The sequence below is a fragment of the Colwellia sp. Bg11-28 genome, from assembly GCF_002836245.1.
Classification (GTDB): Bacteria; Pseudomonadota; Gammaproteobacteria; order Enterobacterales; family Alteromonadaceae; genus Colwellia; species Colwellia psychrerythraea_A.
Genome location: NZ_PJBA01000001.1, coordinates 343,853 through 367,240, shown reverse-complemented (window position 1 = coordinate 367,240; position 23,388 = coordinate 343,853). Strand labels below are relative to the sequence as shown.

Here is a 23,388-nt window from a genome sequence, read left to right as displayed (position 1 = left end):
AGCTGTTTTCTGTTTTACTTAAGTTGAAAGATTAATTTGAGGAACAACATATGAAACAATCTATTTTAATGGTTACACTATTAACCGCTAGTTTTTTATTAGCACCTAATGCTTTTGCGGCAACGAGTGAAGTGACTTGGACTGATTATAAAAGTTACCGTGATATCGATGAAGGTAATGACGGACGAAAGCAGTTTAGAGAACGAACTTTTAAAGATCTTGAGAAGCACTTTGCTAAACTTGCAGCGACATTGCCTGCAGGACAAATCTTGAAAATTGATGTTACTGATGTAGATTTAGCCGGTGATACACACCATGGTGGTATTAACCGCACCCGTATCGTCAAAGAAGTATATTCACCTCGGATGAATTTTTCTTATCAAGTTTTAGATGCCGATGGCGCAGTGATTCAATCAGATGATGTTGTGGTAAAAGATATGAGTTTCATGTCGGGCAGCCACTTAAAGTATCGCAACAAATCTTTAGGTTATGAGAAAAAAATGCTTGATGATTGGTTTGAAAAAACCTTTAAAGAAATGATTATCAGCAAGTAACATTTCATAAAAAAGCGTTATAAAAAGTCACATTAGTGGCTTTTTTATTGCTGGAAATTCTATTCTACCTAAGTCATAGCAAACGTATAAAGCTTATTATAGAATGCAGCAGCTATTATCCTGAATAACCATTCCCTTCATTTAATGCCTTGCCTCTAAGCCTTTTAATTTTCGCTAAGTAATCAATAAATTGGTCCGATTGATATAATTAAGTTATTATCTTTGTTAAGTTATTTTACGTTATCGCAAGGATAAGGCGCAATGAAGCTGGCCCAAAACTCTACTTTTTTTATCCGTTCTTCTTTTATTTTCACCCTTTTATTATCTCTACTTCTTAATAGTCAAAGTGCATTGAGTGCTTCACCTCCTAATAATGGTGAAGAGGTATCCATTAAAAAAATGCTCGACAGTAAAGATAAATCACAGCAAGAGCTAGAAAAATCGGATTATTCTGAAGATTATAATGTTCCCAAAGATGATTTTGAACGAGGACAACCTCGTAGCGCTATCGGGGGATATTTACGTGCCTTACGCTCAGGTGATTTAACATTAGCGACTAATTATTTAGATTATCGTAACCTTTCTGACAAAACACTCAGTGTTGGCAAGGAAGAATTGGCAAGACAATTAGGCGTAGTATTAAATCGTACTCTTTGGGTTGACCTTAATAGTATTAGCTCCCGAAAAGAAGGAAGGAAAAATGATAATTTACCTTCTTATAGAGAGTTGGTTGGGCAGGTCGATTATCAAGGTAACAATATCGATGTATTATTACAGCGAGTTCCTCGCGCGCAAGATAAAGTTAAAATATGGAAAATATCAAATGCTACAGTAGAGAAAATTCCGCGTTTATTTAAACGATATTCATATTCCCCTTTGGGGGAGCTCTTAGCTAAAAAATTACCTGCGGTAGACTTGTTTGGTGTCATGCTTTGGCAATGGCTATATTTCATTTTGATGCTTGTGCTGTATTATTTTATTGCAAAAATACTAACCTGGGTGGTCGCTTTTGCTATCAAGCGCGTTTACAAAAAAGTCTCAAATGAAGTTTTAAGATTTATTAAAGAGCCTTTTGCATTATTGATAGCCGTTATTTTTGCACGAAATTTTCATGATGAAGCCAATGTTACTATTGCGCTTAGGGCAGTGACTGAGGGAAGTACGCTACTGATCATCGCTTGGTGTTGGGTGACCTTCCGTTTTATTGATTTAATGAAAGTACTATTGGCAGAGAAATTCATCGCTCAAGATAAACCCTTAGCCGTGTACTTACTTAGACCAGCAGGCACAGTAATAAAGATCATGATCTTTAGTATTGCTGCGCTGAATTGGTTAGAAAACCTTGGTTTTAATGCTTCTACTTTATTAGCGGGTCTAGGAATTGGTGGTTTAGCCATCGCTTTAGCCGCGCAAAAAACGGTAGAAAATATCATTGGCGCTATTACTTTATATACTTCGGCTCCTATTAGGATTGGTAATTTCTGTCGATTTGGTAATAGTTTAGGTGTAGTAGAGGAAATTGGTTTACGCGCTACGCGTATTCGTACGATAGATAGAAGTGTTATTTATGTCGCAAATGCGAAATTTATTGATATGAATATAGAGAATTACTCAGAACGTGAAAAAATGGCCTTTAAACCTAAGATTTTCTTAGCACCGGATACGCCAAAGGAAAATATTGATGCGCTACTTGTAGCCATTAGGGGCATGCTCAGCTCTACCGACAGCCTTGCCGCATCGCCATTACGTAGCCATTTCAAAGCGTATACTATCTATGGATTAGAATTAGATGTTTTTGCTTATGTTAACACGACCGATTTCGATGTCTTTTTAGATGAAATCAACCAACTCAATCTGAATATTTTGGCTTTACTCAATGAACATGATTGTAAAGTACAAGTGATCTCAGAAAGAGTTGTCGAATAACTTAGCGGCTGGTTCGAGCCGCTAAATAAGTTGAGCAATGCGATTATACCAATGAATTAATTATAACTTTGCTCAAAGTTAGCTAATACAGTGAATAGCTGTTCTATCTTTTTAACTAGCGCAATTAGCTGAGCTTGATCTTTACTTTCTTGCCATTTCAATAGGTCATCGGCAACTTCTTCAACGTATGGCTGAAATGTATCTGCTGAACTTGAAAAGGGTGAGTCAGCAGTAAAAACAGCTTTAAAGCTGGCTTTTTCCTTGGAACGTAAATCAGCTAAGGTCGCGTCAGCCGTTAATGATTTCTTTAAGATCACTGAAATATTTTCAATAAGTTGTTGTTCGATAGCTTTAGTCATAACATTTCTTACTTTGAGGTGAGGACTTTATACCTGCCCAGTTAAGTTAATCTCGCTGAGTGGAGGTTAACTCAATAGATTGGGTATTCTTTTGGGCAATTATGCCAGATTGATCGGCGTTTTGTTAGCTTGTCCGGCAATTTCTCGCACCAATTTAGGCATTAAAAATCCCGGTAAGCTTGCGAGCATAGTTTTAACAATCGCTACTGCATCTGCTTCCGCAATATCGAAGTGAGCTGCGCCTTGTACTGCATCGAAAAGATGTAAGTAGTAGGGTTGAATACCAGCATCAAATAATGCCTCACTTAAGTTAATTAATACTTGTGCGTCGTCATTTATTCCACGTAAAAGAACACTTTGGTTAAATAGTGGTATACGTGCTTCACGAAGCGGCTCAAGCGCCTCTATTAACTCTTGGTTAATTTCATTGGGGTGGTTGATATGCAATACCATAGTGGCTTTTAAACGTGAGCACTTCAAAAGTGTCACCAGCTTGGCTGTAATCCTATTGGGTATTACTACAGGTAAACGGCTATGAATACGTAAACGTGATACATGGGGAATTTGTTCTATTTGTCCAATCAGCCAGGTCAAATGATCGTCATTGGCCATTAAGGGATCGCCACCACTAAAAATAACCTCACTTATTTCATTATGAGACGCAATATAATCAAGGGCACTTTGCCAGCGCTTTTTATTAGGGCTGTTATCTTGATAAGGGAAGTGACGGCGAAAGCAATAGCGACAATTAATAGCACAGGCAGACTTTACGATCATTAATACCCGACTTTTGTATTTATGCAATAAACCTTCAGCAACGGTATCATGTTCGTTTAAGGGATCCGCAGTGTAACCATCTGAGAGTAAAAACTCGCTAGATAGCGGCATCACTTGTTTAAGTAGCGGATCGTCAAAGTCACCTTTTTTCATGCGTTTGATAAATGAAAGGGGCACACGCACGGGAAATAATTTACGCGCTTTAAAATGCTGTAAATAGTCATCAGGAGCAATATTCAGCAGTGTTAACAGTTTTTCTGGCTCAGTCACTACATCACGTAAGTCTTTTTGCCATGATTTTTCATCACAAAGATGCAAATCATGATCAATTTGGGTTATTATCTGCGGCAATTCTAATTTCAATTGAACATCTCTTGCTAGCTACTTCGACCATTATAACGGTTATAGGTTAGCGAAGATCAAATAAATAACTCAGTAATTAATAAAGAGCACTCTTACTATGGCTAATTTCAGTACCAACCAGTTCAAAGCTGGACTTAAAATCATGCTTGATGGCGAACCTTGTAATATTCTTGAAAATGAATTGGTAAAACCAGGTAAAGGCCAAGCCTTTAGCCGTGTTAAAATTCGTAAACTCGTTTCAGGTAAAGTCTTAGAAAAAACCTTCAAATCAGGTGAAACTGTTGAAGGTGCTGACGTAATGGAAGTTGAACTTGCTTACTTATACGCTGATGGTGAATTCTGGCACTTTATGAACAACGAGACATTCGAGCAAATTGGCGCAGAAGAAAAAGCCTTAGGCGAGACTGTAAAGTGGTTAGTTGAAGGTGATATTTGTACTATTACCTTATGGAATGGTACGCCAATTACAGTTACGGCAGCAAACTTTGTTGAAATCGATATTACCGAAACAGATCCTGGTTTAAAAGGGGATACTGCGGGTACTGGTGGTAAGCCAGCAACATTAGCAACTGGCGCAGTTGTTCGTGTACCTTTATTTGTTCAAATCGGCGAGAAAGTTCGTATTGATACACGTTCAGGTGAATATGTTTCGCGAGCAACAAAAGCACAATAAGATAGTAAAAATATAGAACCATAAAATCATAAAACTAAAGGAATAATTATGTTTTTCAGCAAGATATTAATGACTAAAGCAGTGATCTTCAGTAGTGTTATTGCTTTACTGGCCTGTACTGTGAGTACAGATGCTAGTGCTAACTATACTAAACGCAACGACAAGTGGGAATCTAGTTTTAAAGTCGTTTACTCTCAAGATACCACTGTCGATGGCCAAAATGGATCAAGTCTTGATCTGGAAAGTGATTATGGTTGGGGTTTTACCCTGGGTTATAATGTAAACCCTCATATTTTAGTAAACTTTGATTTTGCTTCTACTACACCTAGCTATGAAGCTACGGCGGTCAGAGATAATGGTAATACTATCTCTGGAAGAAATAAAATGGATTTATTGGAAAGTCAATTCAATGTGGTTTACAGTATTTTTGCTTCCCAGTTTACACCTTATGTACAAGTAGGTGCTGGTTGGAGTTACCTAGACAGTAATATCCCTAGTGGGGACGCTGTTGGCGGTTGTTGGGTAACTTGGTGGGGACAGATTTACTGTGATGGATATCAACCTACCTATGACGATACACGTTTTTCTTACAATGCCGCGGTAGGTTTTCGTTATGAGTTAGATAACAGTTTGTTTTTCCGTGTAAGTTATAAACAAAACTGGATCGATATGAGCCATTCAGAAAATGTCACTATCGGCTCTTATAACCTGGAAATTGGTTCTATATTTTAAGGCATATTTTATGCTGCCTTTTTGTGTGTAGATAACCGTTGAATCGTTAAAGCGATAATTACTATTTGTTAGTTAATTAATTGTTAAAAAAAACCCAGCAAGCAGCATTACTGTTTACTGGGTTTTTTATTGCTTAGCCATTAATAACACTGCTTAGTCATGTAAGTAGCTAACAAACGTGTTAAAAAGGTAAACTAGTTTACCTTGCTGCTATCTATACATAAGGCAGTCGCTAAGGTATATTCATACTAAGTTTTAATCTTGTTATTTTACTTTTTAAGTAGGTCGCGTGAAAGAAAAATCCACATCATTTGATATCGCATACCGGGCAGGGGTGTCTCAATCTACTGTCTCTAGAGCTTTGCGAAATAGTCCATTAGTGAATGAGGCAACACGAGAGAAAATTCAAGCTATTGCAAAAGAGTTAAATTATAAGGTTGATAAAAATGCCAGTAATTTACGCTCACAGCAAAGTGATACTATTGCGTTGTTGTTATTTGAAGATCCTACCAATGATGATTCAGCAATAAATCCTTTTTTCTTGTCTATGTTGGGAAGCATCACTCGGGCTTGTTCGCAAAAAGGTTATGATTTATTAGTGTCTTTTCAGCAAGCAAGTGATGACTGGCATGCTGACTTTGAAGATAGTAATAAAGCCGATGGTTTAATTTTGTTAGGTTATGGCGACTATGTTGACTACGAAGAGAAATTAGTCAAGTTGTTAGACCAAGGCACTCACTTTGTTCGCTGGGGTGCTGAAGTCAAGAATTTACCGCTTATCTCGGTAGGTTGTGACAACTACCAAGGTGGTAAAGAAATGACAGAGCATCTCATCAAAAAGGGCCGTAAAAACCTTGCCTTTTTAGGTAGTGCCTCTACTCATGCGCCTGAGTTTTTTGAACGCTATAAAGGCCATTGTGAATCACTAAAAGCTAATGGGATAGCGGTGAACCCACTGCTGCAGTTTAATGCCCTTTACACTGAAGAAGCTGGCTATCAGGCTGCGAGTCAATTAATTTCGAGTGGTGAACCTTTCGATGCAATTTGTGCCGCATGCGACCTTATTGCTATTGGCGCCATGCGTGCATTACAAGAACATGATATTGAGATCCCAGAACAAGTTGCTCTAGTAGGTTTTGATGATATTGCTATTGCCAGTTTTACTTTCCCTGCGCTAACAACAGTGAAACAAGACACACAATTGGCCGGAGAATTATTAGTTAATACTTTACTGGCTATGATAAGCGGTGAGGAAACTAAAACTACCTTGATCCCGCCTGAATTAGTTATACGTAAATCTTGTGGCAGTTAGAGAGCAATCGTCAGTTAGGTAAGTAGTTAGATAAGGTGATTAGTAGAAAAGGCAAACTTTATTTGTCACCTTTAACGTTAATTAAAGGTGACAAAAATAAAATTTTAAGAAGCTAGGTTAACTTGCTTAGTCACAATTGCTTGTTCAGTATCTTCTTTAACAAAGTACACTGAAATCGCTCCTAATAGCATTGAAATACCTGCCAGCATAATAATATAAATGGCTTGATTATCGAACACTGCCGTTAAAATCCAACCCGCAAAAATTCCAGAAACAATCTGTGGAGCAGCAATGGTGAAATTAAATATTCCCATATAAACGCCAGTTTGTTTCACGGGTAATGACCCTGCCAAAATAGCGTAGGGCATTGCTAATATTGCAGCCCAAGCAATACCAACACCAATCATAGGTAAAAATAACGACACCGCACCTTGAGGTACTGAAATTTGGGTGATACCTAAATTAACCAGAGTTAGTTCAGGGTTATGTACTAGCATGATACTTAAATAGCCGATACCGCCAGCTAATAAAGAAAGTGAGTAAGTTAATTTACGACCAATTTTATTGGCTACTTTCGCCATGAAAATTGAAGCAATAGCGGCAAATAATGAATAAGCAGCGAAGATAATGCCCACCCAATCACCAGCCGTACCTTTAGCTTTAGCTATATGGGCTGGTATGGTGCCTACGGACTCTAGATATGTTGGATCAAACCATTTTGCATCAATGCCCCAGATATGCTGTGCAATGGCTGGCATGGTGTATACCCACATAATAAAGAGTGCAAACCATGAGAAGAATTGCACTAGCGCAAGTTGCTTCATTGTTTTCGGCATAGTTTTTACTAGTGAGAAAAATTCAACTAATTTCTCGCTAAGGGATTGCGATTCTTTTTGCTCTTCTAGCTCAGCTAAACCATTAGTCCCTGGCTGATATTCTTTAGTACGTAATACTGTCCATAATACCGAACCAAGCATTACCGTTGCGCCAATATAGAAAGCCCATATTACTGAGGGGGCAACCTGACCACTACTTGCGGTATTTTCTAAGCCAATGACGTTGGTTAAAACAAACGGTAAAATTGAGCCAAAAACAGCACCAATATTAATTAAAAAAGATTGAATAGAGTAACCGACGTTTCGTTGCTCAGCAGGTACCATGTCAGATACTAAGGCACGAAATGGTTGGAAAGCTAAGTTAAAAGAAGCGTCCATTAACGCCAACATCATAGCGCCAAAAAATAGTGGAGTGATAAAACTCGCTAACGTTGCTGAGTTTGGCATTAATAGCATACCAATCGCTGCGGCCACACCGCCAGCTAAAATATAAGGATTACGACGCCCTAAGCGATTCCAAGTTTTATCTGAAGCTGAGCCAACAATAGGTTGAATAATCAAACCCATGATGGGAGCAACTAACCAAAAGAGTGATAAAGAGTGTAAATCAGCGCCTAAATCGGAGAGTATTCTACTGGCATTAGCGTTTTGTAAGGCAAAGCCAAATTGTACGCCCAGAAAACCAAAGCTAACATTCCAAATTTGCCAAAAACTCAAGCGTGGTTTATGTTGATTTTGTTGATTTTGATTACTCGTCTCGCTCATCTCAGGGCACTCTTATTGTTAGGTGTTGCGGTGCTTGCCTTTAAAAAAAAGCACATTACTATTTTAGATGAATCTTAATAATAATGTGCAATACCAATAAGGCATTAAACAAGCGTGTGTTGAATTATCTTTAAGCGTTAGTGAGCGAAAAACTAAAACAAGAATTTTAATATACGCATTTTAACGAGTCACCACTAGATGTTACATACGTATTCACTACTTACCATTCAGGATTATGTTTAACTCTGACTTCTTAGCTTTGTAAAACAAAAGCTGCGGCGCCAAGTAATCCTGGTTGCTCTTCAGTTATCACGTAGGTAGGAGCTTGCTCTGTGATAGAGGAAAGTCGTCCCTTTGTTTCAAAGCGCGCTCTAAAGTTACTCAGTTTTAAATAGTCAACAAAACGCGGCACTATGCCACCAGCAATATAAACACCGCCTTGGCTATTCATTATTAAAGCAAGGTTGCCGGCAAAACTACCCAGCACATCACAAAAGAGTGTCAGTGTTTGCTCACAAACAGTACAAGTGGCGTTAAGCGCATTCGCCGTAATATCTTTAGCGGTAAGTTTGTCTTCAACCGTGGTAATTTCTTTGCCATGATTAATAAATAACAGTGCTTGATAGATTTGCTCTAAGCCATAACCTGACAATAACTGTTCGTATGAAACTCGCTTTTTGATGCCTTGGATAAAGTTCATCACCTGTTGCTCGATTTCATTAACCGGAGCAAAATCAATATGACCACCTTCACCACTAATGCAATGCCATTGCTCATTGCCTGACAGAGACAGTGGTACTAAGTTTGCAACACCTAACCCTGTACCTGGTCCACAGACTGAAATGGGTTTACCCGCAATACTTTCGCCGCCACCTATTTTAATCTTCTGTTGTTCTGATAGCAGAGGAATGGCCATGGCTATTGCGGTGTAGTCATTAATAAAGCGTAATGAATGTAAATTTAATGACTGTTTGAGTTCATTTTGAGAGAACTGCCAAGGTAAATTAGTCATGCTAATCAAGTCATTATCTACTGGGCAAGCGATAGCGAAACAAGCGTTAATGGCCAAGTTATTCAGTTCTTTAACATCAATATAATGTGCAACCACATCAGCTAAGCTAGAAAACTCTTTGCATTGATAGGTCTCAATATCATTAATATCAATGTCACGCGTATTCGTGCCGAGCTTTGCTGTTGCTTGAGCCAAGCGAATATTGGTACCGCCAATATCCGCAATTAGGCTGACCAGAGTGCTTTCTTTTTCAATATTCATTAGTAAAATTCGCCTGATTACTTATATATAACGTTATGATATTTTTCATAATTAATTTTTAATGAATAAAAAAGGCTACCTAAATGGTAGCCTTTTTATTCATTGCTCTACTGCTTAAAAACTATAACTCACGTTGAAATCTATTGTACGACCTAATATATAACGGCCATTGTCCAATACACCAGATACACCGCGTGGGTCACCTTCGGTTAAACCTTCTTCGTCTGTTATGTTATTAACTGCTAATTGCATTTTCACTTCGTCAGTAAGATTGAAAATTACACCAAGGTCAATTTTTTGATAACTTTCTAGTATTAATGCTTTCTCGTTATATTGCTCGCTGAAGCGATCATCTACCGCTGTAAGAGTGCCGTACAAGGTTGCATACATACCATTTTCAAATTCTATGTCATAACTTGGTGTAACGCGAACTTGATAACCAGGTAATCTTTGCGCTTCTTTACCAATAACCGCAGGATCATCATGTGCAGTGACTTCTGTTTCTTGCAAGGTCGCATTTAAGTTAATAGAGAAACCATTGTCGGTGAAGTAATTAAAATCAATCTCTACGCCATACGCTTCGTTAGTAAATGCTACTGCTGCCTGTTCAGGACTTACGGCGAAAGTAGAGTTAACTTCATTGAAGAAACCTGTGGCATAAAGTTCGAAGTTCTCACTTGAATGTTTATAACCCAATTCAAATTGTTCAACATCTTTAATTAAATCGTCACCATTTTGATAAGAGGCGTAGTTCTCTCTGAAGTCATCAAAGAATGGCATTTTGCTGCCTTCACTTGCACGGAAAAATATCCCTTGTTTCTCTGAAAACATCCAGTTAATACCAGCGGTCCAAGCAGTGCTTGACTCATCATAAGAGACTGCTTGAGTGACCACGCCATCTAAACCTTCATCAACCGTATATTCAATTTCATGGTTTTCACGTCGAAGACCTGCATCGATTGTGACTGAATCTGATATTTCGTAGGATGAAGCTAAATACAGTGCAGTGGTTCTGCCTTCACCAATACCATTTAAGTCGTAATTCCAGCCACAACTGTCTGCATTGTCATTACAATCTATACCGGTAAGGTTTTCGCCACCCTGTGCTACAACATGATAAGACTGATTGCCTATTGACCACCAATCTTTAGATGAAAAGGTTGAGTTATATAAACCTGCGGTTACACTGCCTCTATCAAAGGTTTTGGTTAAAGCAAAGTCATTGGTGAATGCTTCAATTTCTTTCTTTACTACCCAACGGCCAATTTGTTGAACATCAGTATCACCTGAGTATTCAGTGCCTGTCACTGCACCAAAAGCAGTACTGCCGTTATCAGCTACCGTTGATAATTTAACTGCAGCACCATTTGGGACTAAACCGTAAGTATCAGCATCACCCGAAGTGAAACTAAAACGATCAACTAGTACCCAGCCATTATTGAACTCTAAGTCAATACTACCGCCAGATACCGAACCGTTCCAGCCACGACCTTGGCCAAAATCAATAGTCTCAGTGGTGCCATCTGGACCATATGCAATTTCGGCTTGACGATTTAGCGTACCTATTTGGGTGAATTCATTATCAACCCCTTCAACGTCTAAAGGTGTAGGTAAATACCAAGTCCCGTGATCATCAGTTTGACGGGTATAGAAATTGATTTTACCGTTGTCTAACTCTTTAGTAATGTTGATGGTAAATTGATTACCTTCTTCGGCATTAAATCCAGCATCCCGAACACCGGGTGAGCTTTTAATATAACCACCAACCATGATATAAAGGTCTTCAGCTATTTCACCACTTACTACTGCATCTAAACGTTGTAAACCATAATCAGAAGTGGAATATTTTACCAAACCTTCAGTATCTTCAGCGCCTTCTTTTAATAAAAAATTGGTGGTTAGGCCTGGTTGCCCGTTAGATATTACTGGATTAGTACCACCACGAAGCGCTTCCATAAATTCAACGGTTTCATCTAAACGGAACATCGATGAGTTTTCTAGGAAGGATAGTGTAGGTGGTGGGAAAATTGGCGCACCTTCTAACTGAACAGTTAAAAACGGAGCATCACTAGCACCAGGAAAACCACGCACGAAAACATTAGCGCCTGCAACACCACTAGAGCTTTCAGCCCAAACACCTGGAATAGCTTTAAATAAATCAGCAGTACTTTTAGGTGCTAATTTTTTTATGTCGTCTTCAGAAAATGAACTAACAGCAAAACTTGCTTCTTCCTTAGCAACACTTTTACCGCTGAAAGTACCCGTTACAACTATTTTTTCAACGTTGTCACTACTTGCAGAAGGTTGTTCCTCAGCCCAGCTATTACTAGCATGGCAACTTAGTGCTATAGACAGTGCTAATGATGATAATTTAAATTTATTTGGCATGTTGTCGTCCTCTATCGTCAATATTAGCAAATGCTATATCAACTGTTAATTATAATAATATTTTGTACGTTTTTTCTTCCCCAGAATTAATATAGATATTAATGCAATCGATTGCAAGGTCTTTTTACAATCGATTGCATTGTTATGGTTTGAAAGGATTACTTCGCACGTAAATTATGTAATAATCAATGACATGAATAAAAAAAATTTAATGACACTAGCGGACATAGCTAAATTAGCGAATGTATCCACATCGACAGCATCTCGAGCACTAAGGGATAATCCTGTTATTAAACAGTCTACTAGGGACTTGGTTCAGGGGATTGCTAAAGAACATAACTTCAAAGTTAATGTCACCGCGAGTAAGCTGCGCACACAAAAAACCAATACGATTGCTGTGGTGGTAATGTTAGAGCGTAAGTCTGGACAAGTTATCTCTGATCCATTTTTAATGGAAATATTAGGTACTATTGCCGATGAGTTAACTAAGTTTGGTTATGATATGTTGCTCACTACAACTAAAACCGCTACGCATGATTGGTATAGCTATTACTATGAATCAAAACGTGCGGATGGTTTAATCATTATTGGCCAAGGCGAGCATGACCAACGTGTTGAGTCGTTAGCAAATACCAAGTTACCGTTTGTGGTTTGGGGTACTGAAATTCATGAGAACAGCTATACCACAATAGGAAGTGATAATCGAAAAGGTGGCTTTCTTGCGGTACAACACTTGATTAAGCAAGGCTGCAGACGAATTGCCTTTCTTGGTGATATAAATCATAACGAAGTAGAGCAGCGCTGGTTAGGTTATCAAGATGCACTAAAAGAAGCGGATCTACCGATTGAACATGGGCTGCAAATTAAAACAGACTTCACTTCTAACGATGGTTACTCAAAACTTCGCGATCACTTATTAATAGAAGATCAAGGCATTGACGGTATCTTTGCGGTTAGTGATGCTATCGCACTTGGGGCTAGTAAATATCTGTTTGAGCAAAATATCGATGTACCCCAAAAAATAGCTATTATTGGTTTTGATGATATCGCTATGTCAGAATTTTGTTCTCCGTCTTTGTCAACGATTAAACAAAATACGGCCGCAGGTGGTCGACTATTGGTTAAGATTCTTTTAAATAAAATTAACCAACAGCCCGTTAAATCACAGCTATTAGATGTTGAAGTCGTGCAAAGGCAATCAAGTAGCAGATAATAAAAATGCTGTTTCGACTCGTTTAAAATCAAACTCACTCATGCTAGGGAAAACTAAATCTGCTTGTGTGAGTACTTGGCTTTCACCTATGCCTACAGCAAACATATTGGCAGACTTTATTGCGCTTACACCCGCGACAGCATCTTCAACACCGATGCAGTTTTTTGGTGATACCTTCAGTCCATGTGCGACCGAAAGAAAAATATCGGGTGCAGGTTTACTGTTGGCAACGGAAGCGGCATCACCAATGAAATCAAATAAATGCTCAATGCCGAGTTTAGTAATGACTAAGCTAGCATTTTTACTAGCAGAAGCTAAGCCAATCTTAACGTTAGACTTTTTTAACACGGCAAAGCAATTTAATACTCCATCAAACAAATGACTTGGGTTAACTTCGTCGATTAAGGTTAGATATTGGTCATTTTTTTCTTTGAGCAATTGTTCAAATTCTGTTGTGCTAACAACTAAATTACCCTTAGATAAAATGTATTTTAAAGAGTTTTCACGATCCACCCCTTTAAGCTTTTCGTTGTCTTCTCTATCAAAGGTAATGTCGAGTTTATTAGCTATAGCTTGCCAGGCTATAAAGTGAAATTCTGCGGTATCAGTTAACACACCGTCTAAGTCGAATATTACTGCACTTGTTATCATCATTTCTTTCTCCACGAGGCTACTTTTTCGATTAATCTTCATCAATTGCAATATGCAAGGTTGGCTCTAGTTCTGTGAGTAAATAATCTTGTTGGTAATGTTTTAAAGAGAACTGTTTACCAGACAATAGCTGGTAAGTTATTTGTCCACGACATAATGTTAATTCAACTTGGCAACCCAATAGCTTCAATTTAAAACGTAAACCTTGCCACTGCTTTGGTAAATTAGGCTGAAAACTCGCGTAATTATCTCTAATACGTAAGCCAGCAAAACCCTGTGTAATACACATCCAAGAACCAGACATAGCGGCTGTATGCACACCATAATGGCTATTGTTGTGTAGATTATTTAAATCCGTTAACACTGTGTCATCAAAGTAATCAAAGGCGGCCTGATGATTGCCTGTTTCACTGTAAGCTAAGCTATGGGTACAGGCTGATAAGGTTGAATCATGAGTTGTTATCGGTTCGTAAAAAGCCAAATTATTTCGCTTTAAACGGATATCTACTTCATCATCTTGCAAAAAGTTGGCAAGGATCACATCAGCTTGTTTTAAAACTTGGTGACGATAAATTACCAGTGGATGAAAGTTTAATAACAGTGGGTATTTATCTTTGGGCGTACCGCTAAAGTCCCAAGGTTTTTTATCTAAAAAACTGTCATCCTGCGGGCTAATGTTTTGCTCCGCTTGATGTGGAAGGTACATTCTCTCAGCAATTTCTTTCCAAATATTCAGCTCTTCAATGGAAAGATTTAGCTTAGTTAGCAGCAGGTTACATCGGCTTTCATTGTTAACGCTTAATTTATTTATCAGCTCAATAGCAAAGGATAAGTGAATTTTTGCCATTGAGTTAGTGTAATAATTGTTATTAACCAATGCGGTATATTCATCTGGTCCAGTAACAGTATCAATGCAAAAACGATTACTGTTATTTTTGTTGAAATGCCCTAATGAGGGCCATAATCGTGCGGTTTCAATAACAAGTTCAGCACCTTCATCCCAAATGAACTGCCAGTCATCACTTGCTTTAAAATATTGTCTCACTGCGTAGGCAATTGCTGCATTGATATGGTATTGCGCTGTTCCTGCTGGAAAAAAGGATGAACATTCTTCACCACTGATAGTACGCCAAGGGAATAAGGCGCCTTGTTCATGGCCCATTTCTGTTGCACGACTCTTAGCTTTTTCTAAACTGTTAAAGCGATAACTTAACAGGCTTTTTGCTACATCAGGCTGAGTGTAAATGAAGTAGGGGATAATATAGATCTCTGAGTCCCAAAAGTAATGCCCGTCGTAACCAGGGCCAGTTAAACCTTTGGCGGCTATATTTCTTTGACCATCTTTTCCTGCTGACATAGTTAAATGCAGCATATTCAATCTGATAGCTAATTGATGTTGGTCATGCCCTTCAATGATTACATCACTATCTTGCCAAAAATCATTCATCAATTGTTGATGTAATTGTAAGTTCTCTTGATAACCAAGGTTTTTAGCACATAAGAGCTCTTCACGAGCTTGAGTGATTAATGCTTGCTCATCTACTGGTGCGTTTTGTTGTTGATTATTACTTGTTAACGTTTGAGGGCATAAATATAAGCTGTATTTACTGAAGGTAACTTTATTGTCAGTAAGTTCTACTTCAAATTGTTCAGTTAATACATTTTTACTGTTTGAACTGATCTTAATATGCTTATTTTTTTGCTCAAACTGGTGACTTGTTGCAGCAATCATCAAACTTTTTGGATCTGATAGTTGATGTAATAGAAAGGCATATTCGGGTGTAGATAATGACTCTAAACAGTGTAGTTTATCAATCATTGATAAATTGCCTATTCTAGGGTCATTGCTATTTTGACTTGTCGAATCACTTCCTCTAATCGAAGACGTTATTTGTAATTTACCTGAAAAATTTACCGCCTCTATTTGGTAGTGATTTATCATCATATTTTGTTGATGTTGACATACAAATCGAGTGATATGCAGCTTAATTTCTTTACCTGAATCTGAGTGAAGTTGTAATACCTCATGATAAGACGCTTGGTGCAAGTTTACATGTCTTTTGCCAATGCTATGAGGTTTGAAAACTTCATTTTCTGATGATATTTCAATAGCTTTGGTATTAAATGCTTGCATCATTTTATTATTAAATTGTGCAAAGCCATAAGCTGATTCATCATATTCAATCGTCTCTCTGATATAAGACCCATTGATATAAGTGCCTTCACACTCAGGTTGGGTGATGTCACTTTCATAACCGCTAGTGCCACGCGTACCTAAAGTACCATTACCTAATGAAAATAATGTTTCAATAACACCCTTTGAAAGGTGTGTTAACTGATCTTGCGATAAAATCCACTGTTTATCTTCATCTATAGCTAGGTAGTTGTTTAAAGTTTTCACACGTTAACCTTATTTAATTGTTCTCTTCTGCTATTAATAATACAAGGTTATTTAAATTATGCAATCGTTTGCAAAATAATATTTTTGAAGCTACTATTATTGAATGTTACTAAATATGCAATCGATAGTGTTTATTGTCGTAGTGCGTAAATAATTCGTTAATAGTCATTAACTATGCTTATATGAAGTATATATTCGGGGAGTGTTATGAAAAACTGGCGTATTAAATTATCTTTGTTACTCACTTATTTTGTTTTTGCTATTTTGCTTAACAGTGTGGGTGTTGTGATTTTACAAGTTATTAATAATTTCGATATTAGCAAACCCTCAGCCGGTATATTAGAAGGCTTCAAAGACTTACCCATTGCTTTGGTTTCTTTTTTAGTTGCTTCGTATTTACCTCGTTTTGGTTATAGAAAAGCAATTTTAATCGGACTGAGCCTGGTGACTATTACTTGTTTAATAATGCCGCAGTTGCCTAGTTTTGCCATGAGTAAAGTATTATTTCTGTCAGTTGGTATTGGTTTTGCCTTAGTAAAAGTGTCTGTTTATTCAACCGTGGGTTTGATCACTAATAACCGTCAAGAACATGCTTCATTTCTCAACACCATAGAGGGATTCTTTATGGTTGGGGTCTTATCAGGTTATTGGATATTTGGCTTTTTTATCAATCCAGATGAACCGAAATCGCTTGACTGGTTTGAAGTTTATTATTGGCTTGCATTATTATGTTCCATAAATATTTTATTATTATTATCAACACCTTTTAAACAGGTCGAAGCAGCTGAGAATAAAACGTCAGCGTTTGATGAATTTGTAGCCATGATCAAATTAGTAAAAATACCTATGGTTTTAGTATTTGTTATTTCGGCTTTTTTATATGTTCTTATTGAGCAAGGTATTGGTACCTGGTTACCAACATTTAATAACGAAGTGCTTCACTTACCGACAGATATTAGTGTACAAGTTACTAGTATTTTTGCTGCTTGTTTAGCTATCGGCCGTTTAGGTGCGGGTGCAATACTAAGACGTATTAATTGGTATGTGTTACTGAACGTTTGTTTGTTAGGAATGGCCATTTTGGTGTTATTGACACTACCGTTGACAAAAGACCTTGTTGTTAATGAAAATGTTAGTTGGCATAATTTACCTGTAGCCGCTTGGTTATTCCCTTTTATTGGGCTGTTTATGGCTCCCATTTACCCCGCAATAAACTCAGTCATTTTGAGTGCGTTACCACAAAGAAGACATGCCGCAATGACCGGATTAATTGTACTCTTTTCGGCTCTTGGGGGAACAACAGGCTCTATGATTACAGGCGCTGTTTTTTCTGCTTTTGATGGGCAAACCGCATTTTATTTTACCTTATTACCCATTGTGATTATTGCACTGATGTTAGCGCTATTGAAGTCTCATGTGGAGTCGAATGAACTCACGGACGCAGTGAAAGCATAACTACAGGGAAGGTTTATTAAGTTTTGAACAGGTCTAAGTACTTTTCAGTTGTAAGATAAACGTAACCGTTTGAAATGCTGTTGGATAGTTCTACATCATGGCTTGAGCTAATTGTTAGGGAATTAAGGGGGAAATTTGATAGTACTAGATTAAGAGATAATAAAGATAAGACAGGCTCGACGCTATTATCTCTTGATCAAAATAAAGATTGTTATAACAAACAAGCCGCGGCGCCAAGTAATCCTGGTTGCTCTTCAGTTATCACGTAGGTAGGAGCTTGCTCTGTGATAGAGGAGAGTCGTCCCTTTGTTTCAAAGCGCGCTCTAAAGTCACTCAGTTTTAAATAGTCAACAAAACGCGGCACTATGCCGCCAGCAATATAAACACCGCCTTGGCTATTCATTATTAACGCAAGGTTGCCGGCAAAACTACCCAGCACATCACAAAAGAGTGTCAGTGTTTGCTCACAAACAGTACAAGTGGCGTTAAGCGCATTCGCCGTAATATCTTTAGCGGTAAGTTTGTCTTCAACCGTGGTAATTTCTTTGCCATGATTAATAAATAACAGTGCTTGATAGATTTGCTCTAAGCCATAACCTGACAATAACTGTTCGTATGAAACTCGCTTTTTGATGCCTTGGATAAAGTTCATCACCTGTTGCTCGATTTCATTAACCGGAGCAAAATCAATATGACCACCTTCACCACTAATGCAATGCCATTGCTCATTGCCTGACAGAGACAGTGGTACTAAGTTTGCAACACCTAACCCTGTACCTGGTCCACAGACTGAAATGGGTTTACCCGCAATACTTTCGCCGCCACCTATTTTAATCTTCTGTTGTTCTGATAGCAGAGGAATGGCCATGGCTATTGCGGTGTAGTCATTAATAAAGCGTAATGAATGTAAATTTAATGACTGTTTGAGTTCATTTTGAGAGAACTGCCAAGGTAAATTAGTCATGCTAATCAAGTCATTATCTACTGGGCAAGCGATAGCGAAACAAGCGTTAATGGCCAAGTTATTCAGTTCTTTAACATCAATATAATGTGCAACCACATCAGCTAAGCTAGAAAACTCTTTGCATTGATAGGTCTCAATATCATTAATATCAATGTCACGCGTATTCGTGCCGAGCTTTGCTGTTGCTTGAGCCAAGCGAATATTGGTACCGCCAATATCTGCAATTAGATTGATAGTGGTCTGTTCTTTGGTGTGAGCTAAATTTGTATTCATGACTTATTGTATCGTTAAGGTTAGAGGTTGATGCTGCCAAGCAAAAGTGACGGTTAAGGTGTTATTTTTATCTTGCCAAACGCCATTTTTTATCACTTTATTGTTCAATTTGATGTCACTTGGGGCTTGCGTGATGTTATGAATTACGACAGTCATGTTGCGTTCTTTGGGCATGCCGTTGTAACCTTTGCCTTTGCGATTTAGGTTTATGCTCAAATGTTGCTGCTGTTGATTAGCTGAGAATTGTAGTAATTCAAATAAACCTTTTTCGATAGCTTGATAGGTTTTGCCATCGTCTTCATACATTTCATAGTCAGCGGTAGCGACTGATTTATCTGCATAATAATGTAAGGTTAATTTACTGGCGTCATAATCCAGTGTTGATTGAATATCATCTATCATGGGAATAAACGCACCAGCGCGAACTAGTACTGGCAGTTTCTCTAAAGTAGTCGGTAAATTGATGGTTTGATTACCTTGATACTTTTTACTTGGCTCATTTTCATTGGTGAAATAATCAAACCAAACGCCAGCAGGTAAATCTATTGCTACAGAGCTAACATCTGCTGAAACAACAGGGGTTACTAGAAAAGCATCACCCCACAAGTAGCTACTAGCGTTATCAAATGCAGTTAAGTTTTCTTTATTTTCAAGCTGCTCTTCAAAGAAAAGCGGACGCATTAAAGGCATACCGGTAGTACTATTTTGATAGGCTAGAGTGTAGTTATATGGCAGCAGTTTATATCTGAGTTTTATGTACTCTCGTAAAATATCTTGCGTGCGTTTGTCATGAAATACCGCTTCTGGTGCAATGTTATCTTGACCGTGTGGACGGTAGATTGGCTGGAATATGCCATATTGTAACCAACGGATATACATTTCTTGGTCAAACTTCTCGCCGCCGGCAAAACCACCTAAATCAGAATGAGTATAAGCCATGCCTAATAAACTCATTTGTAAGCTCAACTCAACTTGCGGCTTTAAGCCACCCCAAGAGCGACTAACGTCACCGGTCCACGGGATCATGCCATAGCGTTGTGAGCCAGCAAAACCTGAACGCATTAGAATAAACGGTCGCTGATCAGGGCTCAACTTAAGTTGATTCTCAAAAACCATTTTTGCCCATTGATGGCCATAAACATTATGAATGGCATCAGCATTAACGACACTGCCATCGCTAAGGGTATGTAATGTATCGCTGGGGTGAACTTCCGGCTCACCTAAATCACCCCACCAACCCGTTACGCCTTGCTGATAAAGTGTTTGGTAAATATTATTAAACCACTGCTGTCCTTTGTCATTGAAGACATCAACTAAACCGGTATTACCAAAATAAAAATCAAACTGTTTAGCGTTGCCCTGTGCATCTTTGGCTAATGCTTGCTGTTCAACAGCATCTTGCCACTTAGCTGAAGTACTCAGTACAAAGGGTTCAGTGATCAAGATAGTGTTTACGCCTTGCTCTTTAATATCACTTATCATTTTTTCAGGTTCAGGGAAGGCTTCTTTATCCCAAGCTAAATTACCCATATGGCCTTTAATGTCTTTACCAAACCAATATAAATCTAGAATTAAGGCATCAAGAGGAAAATCTAAATCGATAAATTTATTTACTGTTGCTCTTACTTCGGCTTCTGAGCGATAACCAAAACGTGAAGCATAGTTACCTAAAGACCAACGCGGAGGTAGCGGTTGTTTACCGGTAACATCAACATAGTTATTGAGCAGTTTAGGGTAAGAATCAGCAGAAAATACAATATAAGCCATTCGACCAGCAACGGCAGAAAACTCAAGGGTATTCTTTTCTTTTTTCGCTAGATCCATATAACCCTTGGCGGAGTTATCAAATAGCACAATATATTTATTACTCGACATTACTGCGGGTATTGAGAAATTCATTTGCTCTGATTGTGTGGTATAGCCGTAATGTGCTCGATTATATAAAGGGAAACTATGACCGCGTCTATCCATACCAAGCACTCGTTCACCACCGCCAAGTAGTTTTTCAGTGTCAGTTAGGTGAAAGCGAAATCCTTGAACAGCTAAGCTTTTATTTTCTTCAAGAACGGTATCGCTAAAGAAACCCTTCTGCTCAGAGATAAGTAATGTGTCTTTCTGGTGCTTATTTTTCTGGTAATAACTAATAGAAAAGGGCGCTTTGTTGATCACCGCACTTAGCTTATTTAAGGTTAATGTCAGCTGATTCTTATCTTCTGTTATAACAAACTTACTGTTATGTGCATTTTCTTTGATGGCAAAGGAGGGCAGTTGGCTAGCTGGCAGCTTTTTCTCAAGGTTTTGGTAATGTGCTGCTATTGCGCCTTCACCATAAGCACTCAAAGTTACTTCTACTGAGTTAGTGGTGATAACAAGGCTATCACCTGCTAATTTATGATTAAGGTAATTCCCCGAACTTGCCAATGATGGCGTTGATATAACCAAGCAAGTTAATAAGCCAGTGAGTAAACAAGTTAATGAATTAATTGTGAAGTATTTCAATGTGAATGAACGCAAAACAATACCCTTAAAGTTGAGAGGAATACGAGAGTGTTAACGATAATACCCTTAGTCTACCGCACGCAGCATCTTGAATACGTATGCAAGGGTTACTTCTCATGACATAAGTATTACATACGTATGCAATTTGAGGGATTTGTTATACATACGTATGCAAAGCCTTTCAGCTAACTTTTTATTTGCGTATTCTTATTTGAAGAATTATTAAATGCTTGGACAGCGACTGTTGATAATAACTATTACCAGTTGAACAAGTATCAGTGTTGGGGTTTTCAAATGAATGAACAAATGTGGTGGCGTGGCGCGGTAATTTATCAAATTTATCCACGTAGCTTCTATGATGCTAATCAGGACGGTATTGGCGATTTGCCAGGAATCATTAGCAAGTTAGACTATATTGCTAGTTTAGGGGTTGATGCTATTTGGATCTCTCCTTTTTTCAAATCCCCAATGAAAGACTTTGGCTATGATATTAGCGACTATCGTGAAATAGACCCTATTTTTGGTACGCTGGCTGACTTTGATGAACTTGTCATTAAAGCACATGCCCTTGGCATTAAAATTATGATTGATCAGGTGCTTAGTCATACCTCAGATCAGCATCAATGGTTTATTGACTCACGTGAAGATCAAACTAATGATAAAGCGGATTGGTATGTCTGGAGTGATGCCAAAGAAGATGGCACTGCGCCTAACAATTGGTTATCTATATTTGGCGGAACAGGTTGGACTTGGGAGCCAAGACGTCAACAATATTACCTACATAACTTTTTAACCAGTCAGCCAGATTTAAACTTTCATAATCCTGATGTACGCCAAGTGGTATTAGACAATATTGAATTTTGGCTTAAACGTGGTGTTGATGGTTTCCGCCTTGATGCGATTAACTTTTGTTATCATGATGCGCAATTACGTGATAATCCTGCGAAAGCTAAAGAGTTAAGAACAAGCATCGGCTTTGATGAGAAAAACCCATACGCTTATCAGTATCATTATTACAATAACACCCAAGATGAAAACTTAGGTTTTATGGAAGATATTCGAACACTGCTAAACGAGTACCCAGGTACGGTGGCTTTAGGTGAAATATCTTCAGAAGATTCCTTAAAAACTATGGCTGAATATACCCAAGGCGAACACCGCTTGCATATGGGCTATAGCTTTGATTTATTAACGGATAATTTTAGTGCGAGTTATATTAAACAGGTTGTACAAAACCTTGAATCGCGTGTATTAGATGGCTGGCCATGTTGGTCTATTTCAAACCATGATGTAGAGCGTGTTGTTACTAGGTGGGGCGGTTTTAATAGTAAAGATTTTGCTAAAATGCTCTATGCAATGATTTCGTCATTACGTGGCAGCGTTTGTAGTTATCAAGGTGAAGAGTTAGGTTTAACTGAAGCCGATATTGCCTTTGAAGATATTCAAGACCCTTATGGCATCACTTTTTGGCCTCAATTTAAAGGCAGAGATGGTTGCAGAACGCCACATCCTTGGCAGCATAATGCAATTAATGCTGGCTTTAGTGAAGGCAAACCCTGGTTACCGGTATCCAATGAACACTTTGCTAAATCAGTCGATGTGCAAGATGATGCGGTCGATTCTGTGCTTAATAGCTACCGTAACTTTAACCGCTGGCGCAAAGATCAACCAGCGTTACGTTACGGTGACATCAATTTTATTGATACTGCAGAACCACTACTAGCTTTTGTTCGTCAATACCAAGGTGAGCAGTTATTAGTATGCTTTAACTTTAGTGAGCAAAGCCAAATAGTAGCTTTATCTTCACTGACTCCAGCAAGTGATAGCCTAACAGTGTTGTCTGATCATAAGCTAATAAGCGCAACAATTACTGATGGTGTATTAGAACTACCACCTTTTGGCTGTTTTTATAGCAAGCTTTAATCGCTTGCTTAGTCAGTTGCTTAGTCAGATATGTCAGTAAGTTAATTCGGT

General features: G+C 38.2%; 17 protein-coding genes. 8 read left to right on the top strand and 9 right to left on the bottom strand.

The window, feature by feature from the left end; all coding sequences use genetic code 11:
- Positions 1 to 50 precede the first annotated feature (50 nt).
- Both CXF79_RS01520 and CXF79_RS01515 read left to right on the top strand, forming a co-directional pair.
- Entirely contained in the window at positions 51 to 554 is a 504-nt protein-coding gene (locus CXF79_RS01520) for a DUF3016 domain-containing protein (RefSeq protein ID WP_101153629.1), read from the top strand.
- Between the two features lie 261 nt (positions 555 to 815).
- Positions 816 to 2,480: a mechanosensitive ion channel family protein gene (locus tag CXF79_RS01515; protein ID WP_101153628.1), complete on the top strand. Its 1,665-nt coding sequence runs from the start codon at positions 816 to 818 to the stop codon at positions 2,478 to 2,480.
- Between the two features lie 56 nt (positions 2,481 to 2,536).
- Here the strand turns inward: CXF79_RS01515 and CXF79_RS01510 are convergent, their stop codons facing one another.
- Positions 2,537 to 2,839, bottom strand: coding sequence for a hypothetical protein (locus CXF79_RS01510; RefSeq protein ID WP_011041813.1), 303 nt, complete (start codon positions 2,837 to 2,839; stop codon positions 2,537 to 2,539).
- A 99-nt stretch (positions 2,840 to 2,938) separates the two neighbouring features.
- Positions 2,939 to 3,979 (bottom strand): EF-P beta-lysylation protein EpmB, encoded by a 1,041-nt coding sequence (epmB, locus tag CXF79_RS01505; protein WP_232769046.1) that lies wholly within the window; start codon positions 3,977 to 3,979, stop codon positions 2,939 to 2,941.
- 97 nt (positions 3,980 to 4,076) lie between these two features.
- Here epmB and efp point away from each other — a divergent pair, with 97 nt between their 5' ends.
- The 3 genes from efp to CXF79_RS01490 all read left to right on the top strand — a co-directional run bounded on the left by efp (position 4,077) and on the right by CXF79_RS01490 (position 6,696).
- Positions 4,077 to 4,652: an elongation factor P gene (gene efp / locus CXF79_RS01500; RefSeq protein ID WP_011041815.1), complete on the top strand. Its 576-nt coding sequence runs from the start codon at positions 4,077 to 4,079 to the stop codon at positions 4,650 to 4,652.
- A gap of 48 nt (positions 4,653 to 4,700) precedes the next feature.
- On the top strand, positions 4,701 to 5,384 hold the full coding sequence (locus CXF79_RS01495; protein WP_101153627.1) for an outer membrane beta-barrel protein: 684 nt from the start codon (positions 4,701 to 4,703) through the stop codon (positions 5,382 to 5,384).
- A gap of 289 nt (positions 5,385 to 5,673) precedes the next feature.
- Complete coding sequence (locus CXF79_RS01490) at positions 5,674 to 6,696, top strand: LacI family DNA-binding transcriptional regulator (RefSeq protein ID WP_101153626.1); 1,023 nt, start codon at positions 5,674 to 5,676, stop codon at positions 6,694 to 6,696.
- A 104-nt stretch (positions 6,697 to 6,800) separates the two neighbouring features.
- On the opposite strand, the gene CXF79_RS01485 is transcribed toward CXF79_RS01490, so the two are convergent.
- From CXF79_RS01485 to CXF79_RS01475, 3 genes are all read right to left on the bottom strand, one after another.
- Positions 6,801 to 8,297 (bottom strand): MFS transporter, encoded by a 1,497-nt coding sequence (locus CXF79_RS01485; RefSeq protein WP_101153625.1) that lies wholly within the window; start codon positions 8,295 to 8,297, stop codon positions 6,801 to 6,803.
- Between the two features lie 253 nt (positions 8,298 to 8,550).
- Positions 8,551 to 9,570, bottom strand: a complete 1,020-nt coding sequence (locus CXF79_RS01480) for a glucokinase (RefSeq protein ID WP_101153624.1) — start codon at positions 9,568 to 9,570, stop codon at positions 8,551 to 8,553.
- Between the two features lie 114 nt (positions 9,571 to 9,684).
- Complete coding sequence (locus CXF79_RS01475; RefSeq protein ID WP_101153623.1) at positions 9,685 to 11,958, bottom strand: TonB-dependent receptor; 2,274 nt, start codon at positions 11,956 to 11,958, stop codon at positions 9,685 to 9,687.
- Positions 11,959 to 12,151: 193 nt separating this feature from the next.
- Here CXF79_RS01475 and CXF79_RS01470 point away from each other — a divergent pair, with 193 nt between their 5' ends.
- The gene (locus CXF79_RS01470) at positions 12,152 to 13,171 is read left to right on the top strand and encodes a LacI family DNA-binding transcriptional regulator (RefSeq protein WP_011041821.1); all 1,020 of its coding nucleotides are present in this window, start codon (positions 12,152 to 12,154) and stop codon (positions 13,169 to 13,171) included.
- Here CXF79_RS01470 and pgmB read toward each other — a convergent pair.
- Both pgmB and CXF79_RS01460 read right to left on the bottom strand, forming a co-directional pair.
- Positions 13,157 to 13,825 carry a beta-phosphoglucomutase gene (gene pgmB / locus CXF79_RS01465; protein WP_232769045.1) on the bottom strand — a complete coding sequence of 223 codons (669 nt, stop codon included), beginning with the start codon at positions 13,823 to 13,825 and terminating at the stop codon, positions 13,157 to 13,159. The two genes, CXF79_RS01470 and pgmB, sit on opposite strands and share 15 nt — an antisense overlap.
- Before the next feature lie 28 nt (positions 13,826 to 13,853).
- Positions 13,854 to 16,223: a glycoside hydrolase family 65 protein gene (locus CXF79_RS01460; RefSeq protein ID WP_101153622.1), complete on the bottom strand. Its 2,370-nt coding sequence runs from the start codon at positions 16,221 to 16,223 to the stop codon at positions 13,854 to 13,856.
- A 207-nt stretch (positions 16,224 to 16,430) separates the two neighbouring features.
- Here CXF79_RS01460 and CXF79_RS01455 point away from each other — a divergent pair, with 207 nt between their 5' ends.
- A complete protein-coding gene (locus CXF79_RS01455; protein WP_011041824.1) occupies positions 16,431 to 17,678 on the top strand; it encodes an MFS transporter in 1,248 nt (415 codons plus the stop codon).
- A 211-nt stretch (positions 17,679 to 17,889) separates the two neighbouring features.
- On the opposite strand, the gene CXF79_RS01450 is transcribed toward CXF79_RS01455, so the two are convergent.
- Both CXF79_RS01450 and CXF79_RS01445 read right to left on the bottom strand, forming a co-directional pair.
- Positions 17,890 to 18,915, bottom strand: coding sequence for a glucokinase (locus CXF79_RS01450; RefSeq protein WP_101153621.1), 1,026 nt, complete (start codon positions 18,913 to 18,915; stop codon positions 17,890 to 17,892).
- A gap of 3 nt (positions 18,916 to 18,918) precedes the next feature.
- Positions 18,919 to 21,429, bottom strand: a complete 2,511-nt coding sequence (locus CXF79_RS01445; RefSeq protein WP_101153620.1) for a glycoside hydrolase family 31 protein — start codon at positions 21,427 to 21,429, stop codon at positions 18,919 to 18,921.
- A 279-nt stretch (positions 21,430 to 21,708) separates the two neighbouring features.
- On the opposite strand from CXF79_RS01445, the gene CXF79_RS01440 reads away from it, so the two are divergent.
- Positions 21,709 to 23,337 carry an alpha-glucosidase family protein gene (locus CXF79_RS01440; protein ID WP_101153619.1) on the top strand — a complete coding sequence of 543 codons (1,629 nt, stop codon included), beginning with the start codon at positions 21,709 to 21,711 and terminating at the stop codon, positions 23,335 to 23,337.
- The last annotated feature ends 51 nt before the right edge of the window (positions 23,338 to 23,388 follow it).

Coding starts and splice junctions, on each gene's coding strand:
- CXF79_RS01440 (WP_101153619.1), top strand. CDS start 21,709: ATGAATGAACAAATGTGGTGGCGTGGCGCGGTAATTTATCAAATTTAT.
- CXF79_RS01515 (WP_101153628.1), top strand. CDS start 816: ATGAAGCTGGCCCAAAACTCTACTTTTTTTATCCGTTCTTCTTTTATT.
- CXF79_RS01480 (WP_101153624.1), bottom strand. CDS start 9,570: ATGAATATTGAAAAAGAAAGCACTCTGGTCAGCCTAATTGCGGATATT.
- efp (WP_011041815.1), top strand. CDS start 4,077: ATGGCTAATTTCAGTACCAACCAGTTCAAAGCTGGACTTAAAATCATG.
- CXF79_RS01520 (WP_101153629.1), top strand. CDS start 51: ATGAAACAATCTATTTTAATGGTTACACTATTAACCGCTAGTTTTTTA.
- pgmB (WP_232769045.1), bottom strand. CDS start 13,825: ATGATGATAACAAGTGCAGTAATATTCGACTTAGACGGTGTGTTAACT.
- CXF79_RS01495 (WP_101153627.1), top strand. CDS start 4,701: ATGTTTTTCAGCAAGATATTAATGACTAAAGCAGTGATCTTCAGTAGT.
- CXF79_RS01450 (WP_101153621.1), bottom strand. CDS start 18,915: ATGAATACAAATTTAGCTCACACCAAAGAACAGACCACTATCAATCTA.
- CXF79_RS01455 (WP_011041824.1), top strand. CDS start 16,431: ATGAAAAACTGGCGTATTAAATTATCTTTGTTACTCACTTATTTTGTT.
- CXF79_RS01475 (WP_101153623.1), bottom strand. CDS start 11,958: ATGCCAAATAAATTTAAATTATCATCATTAGCACTGTCTATAGCACTA.
- CXF79_RS01470 (WP_011041821.1), top strand. CDS start 12,152: ATGAATAAAAAAAATTTAATGACACTAGCGGACATAGCTAAATTAGCG.
- CXF79_RS01510 (WP_011041813.1), bottom strand. CDS start 2,839: ATGACTAAAGCTATCGAACAACAACTTATTGAAAATATTTCAGTGATC.
- CXF79_RS01485 (WP_101153625.1), bottom strand. CDS start 8,297: ATGAGCGAGACGAGTAATCAAAATCAACAAAATCAACATAAACCACGC.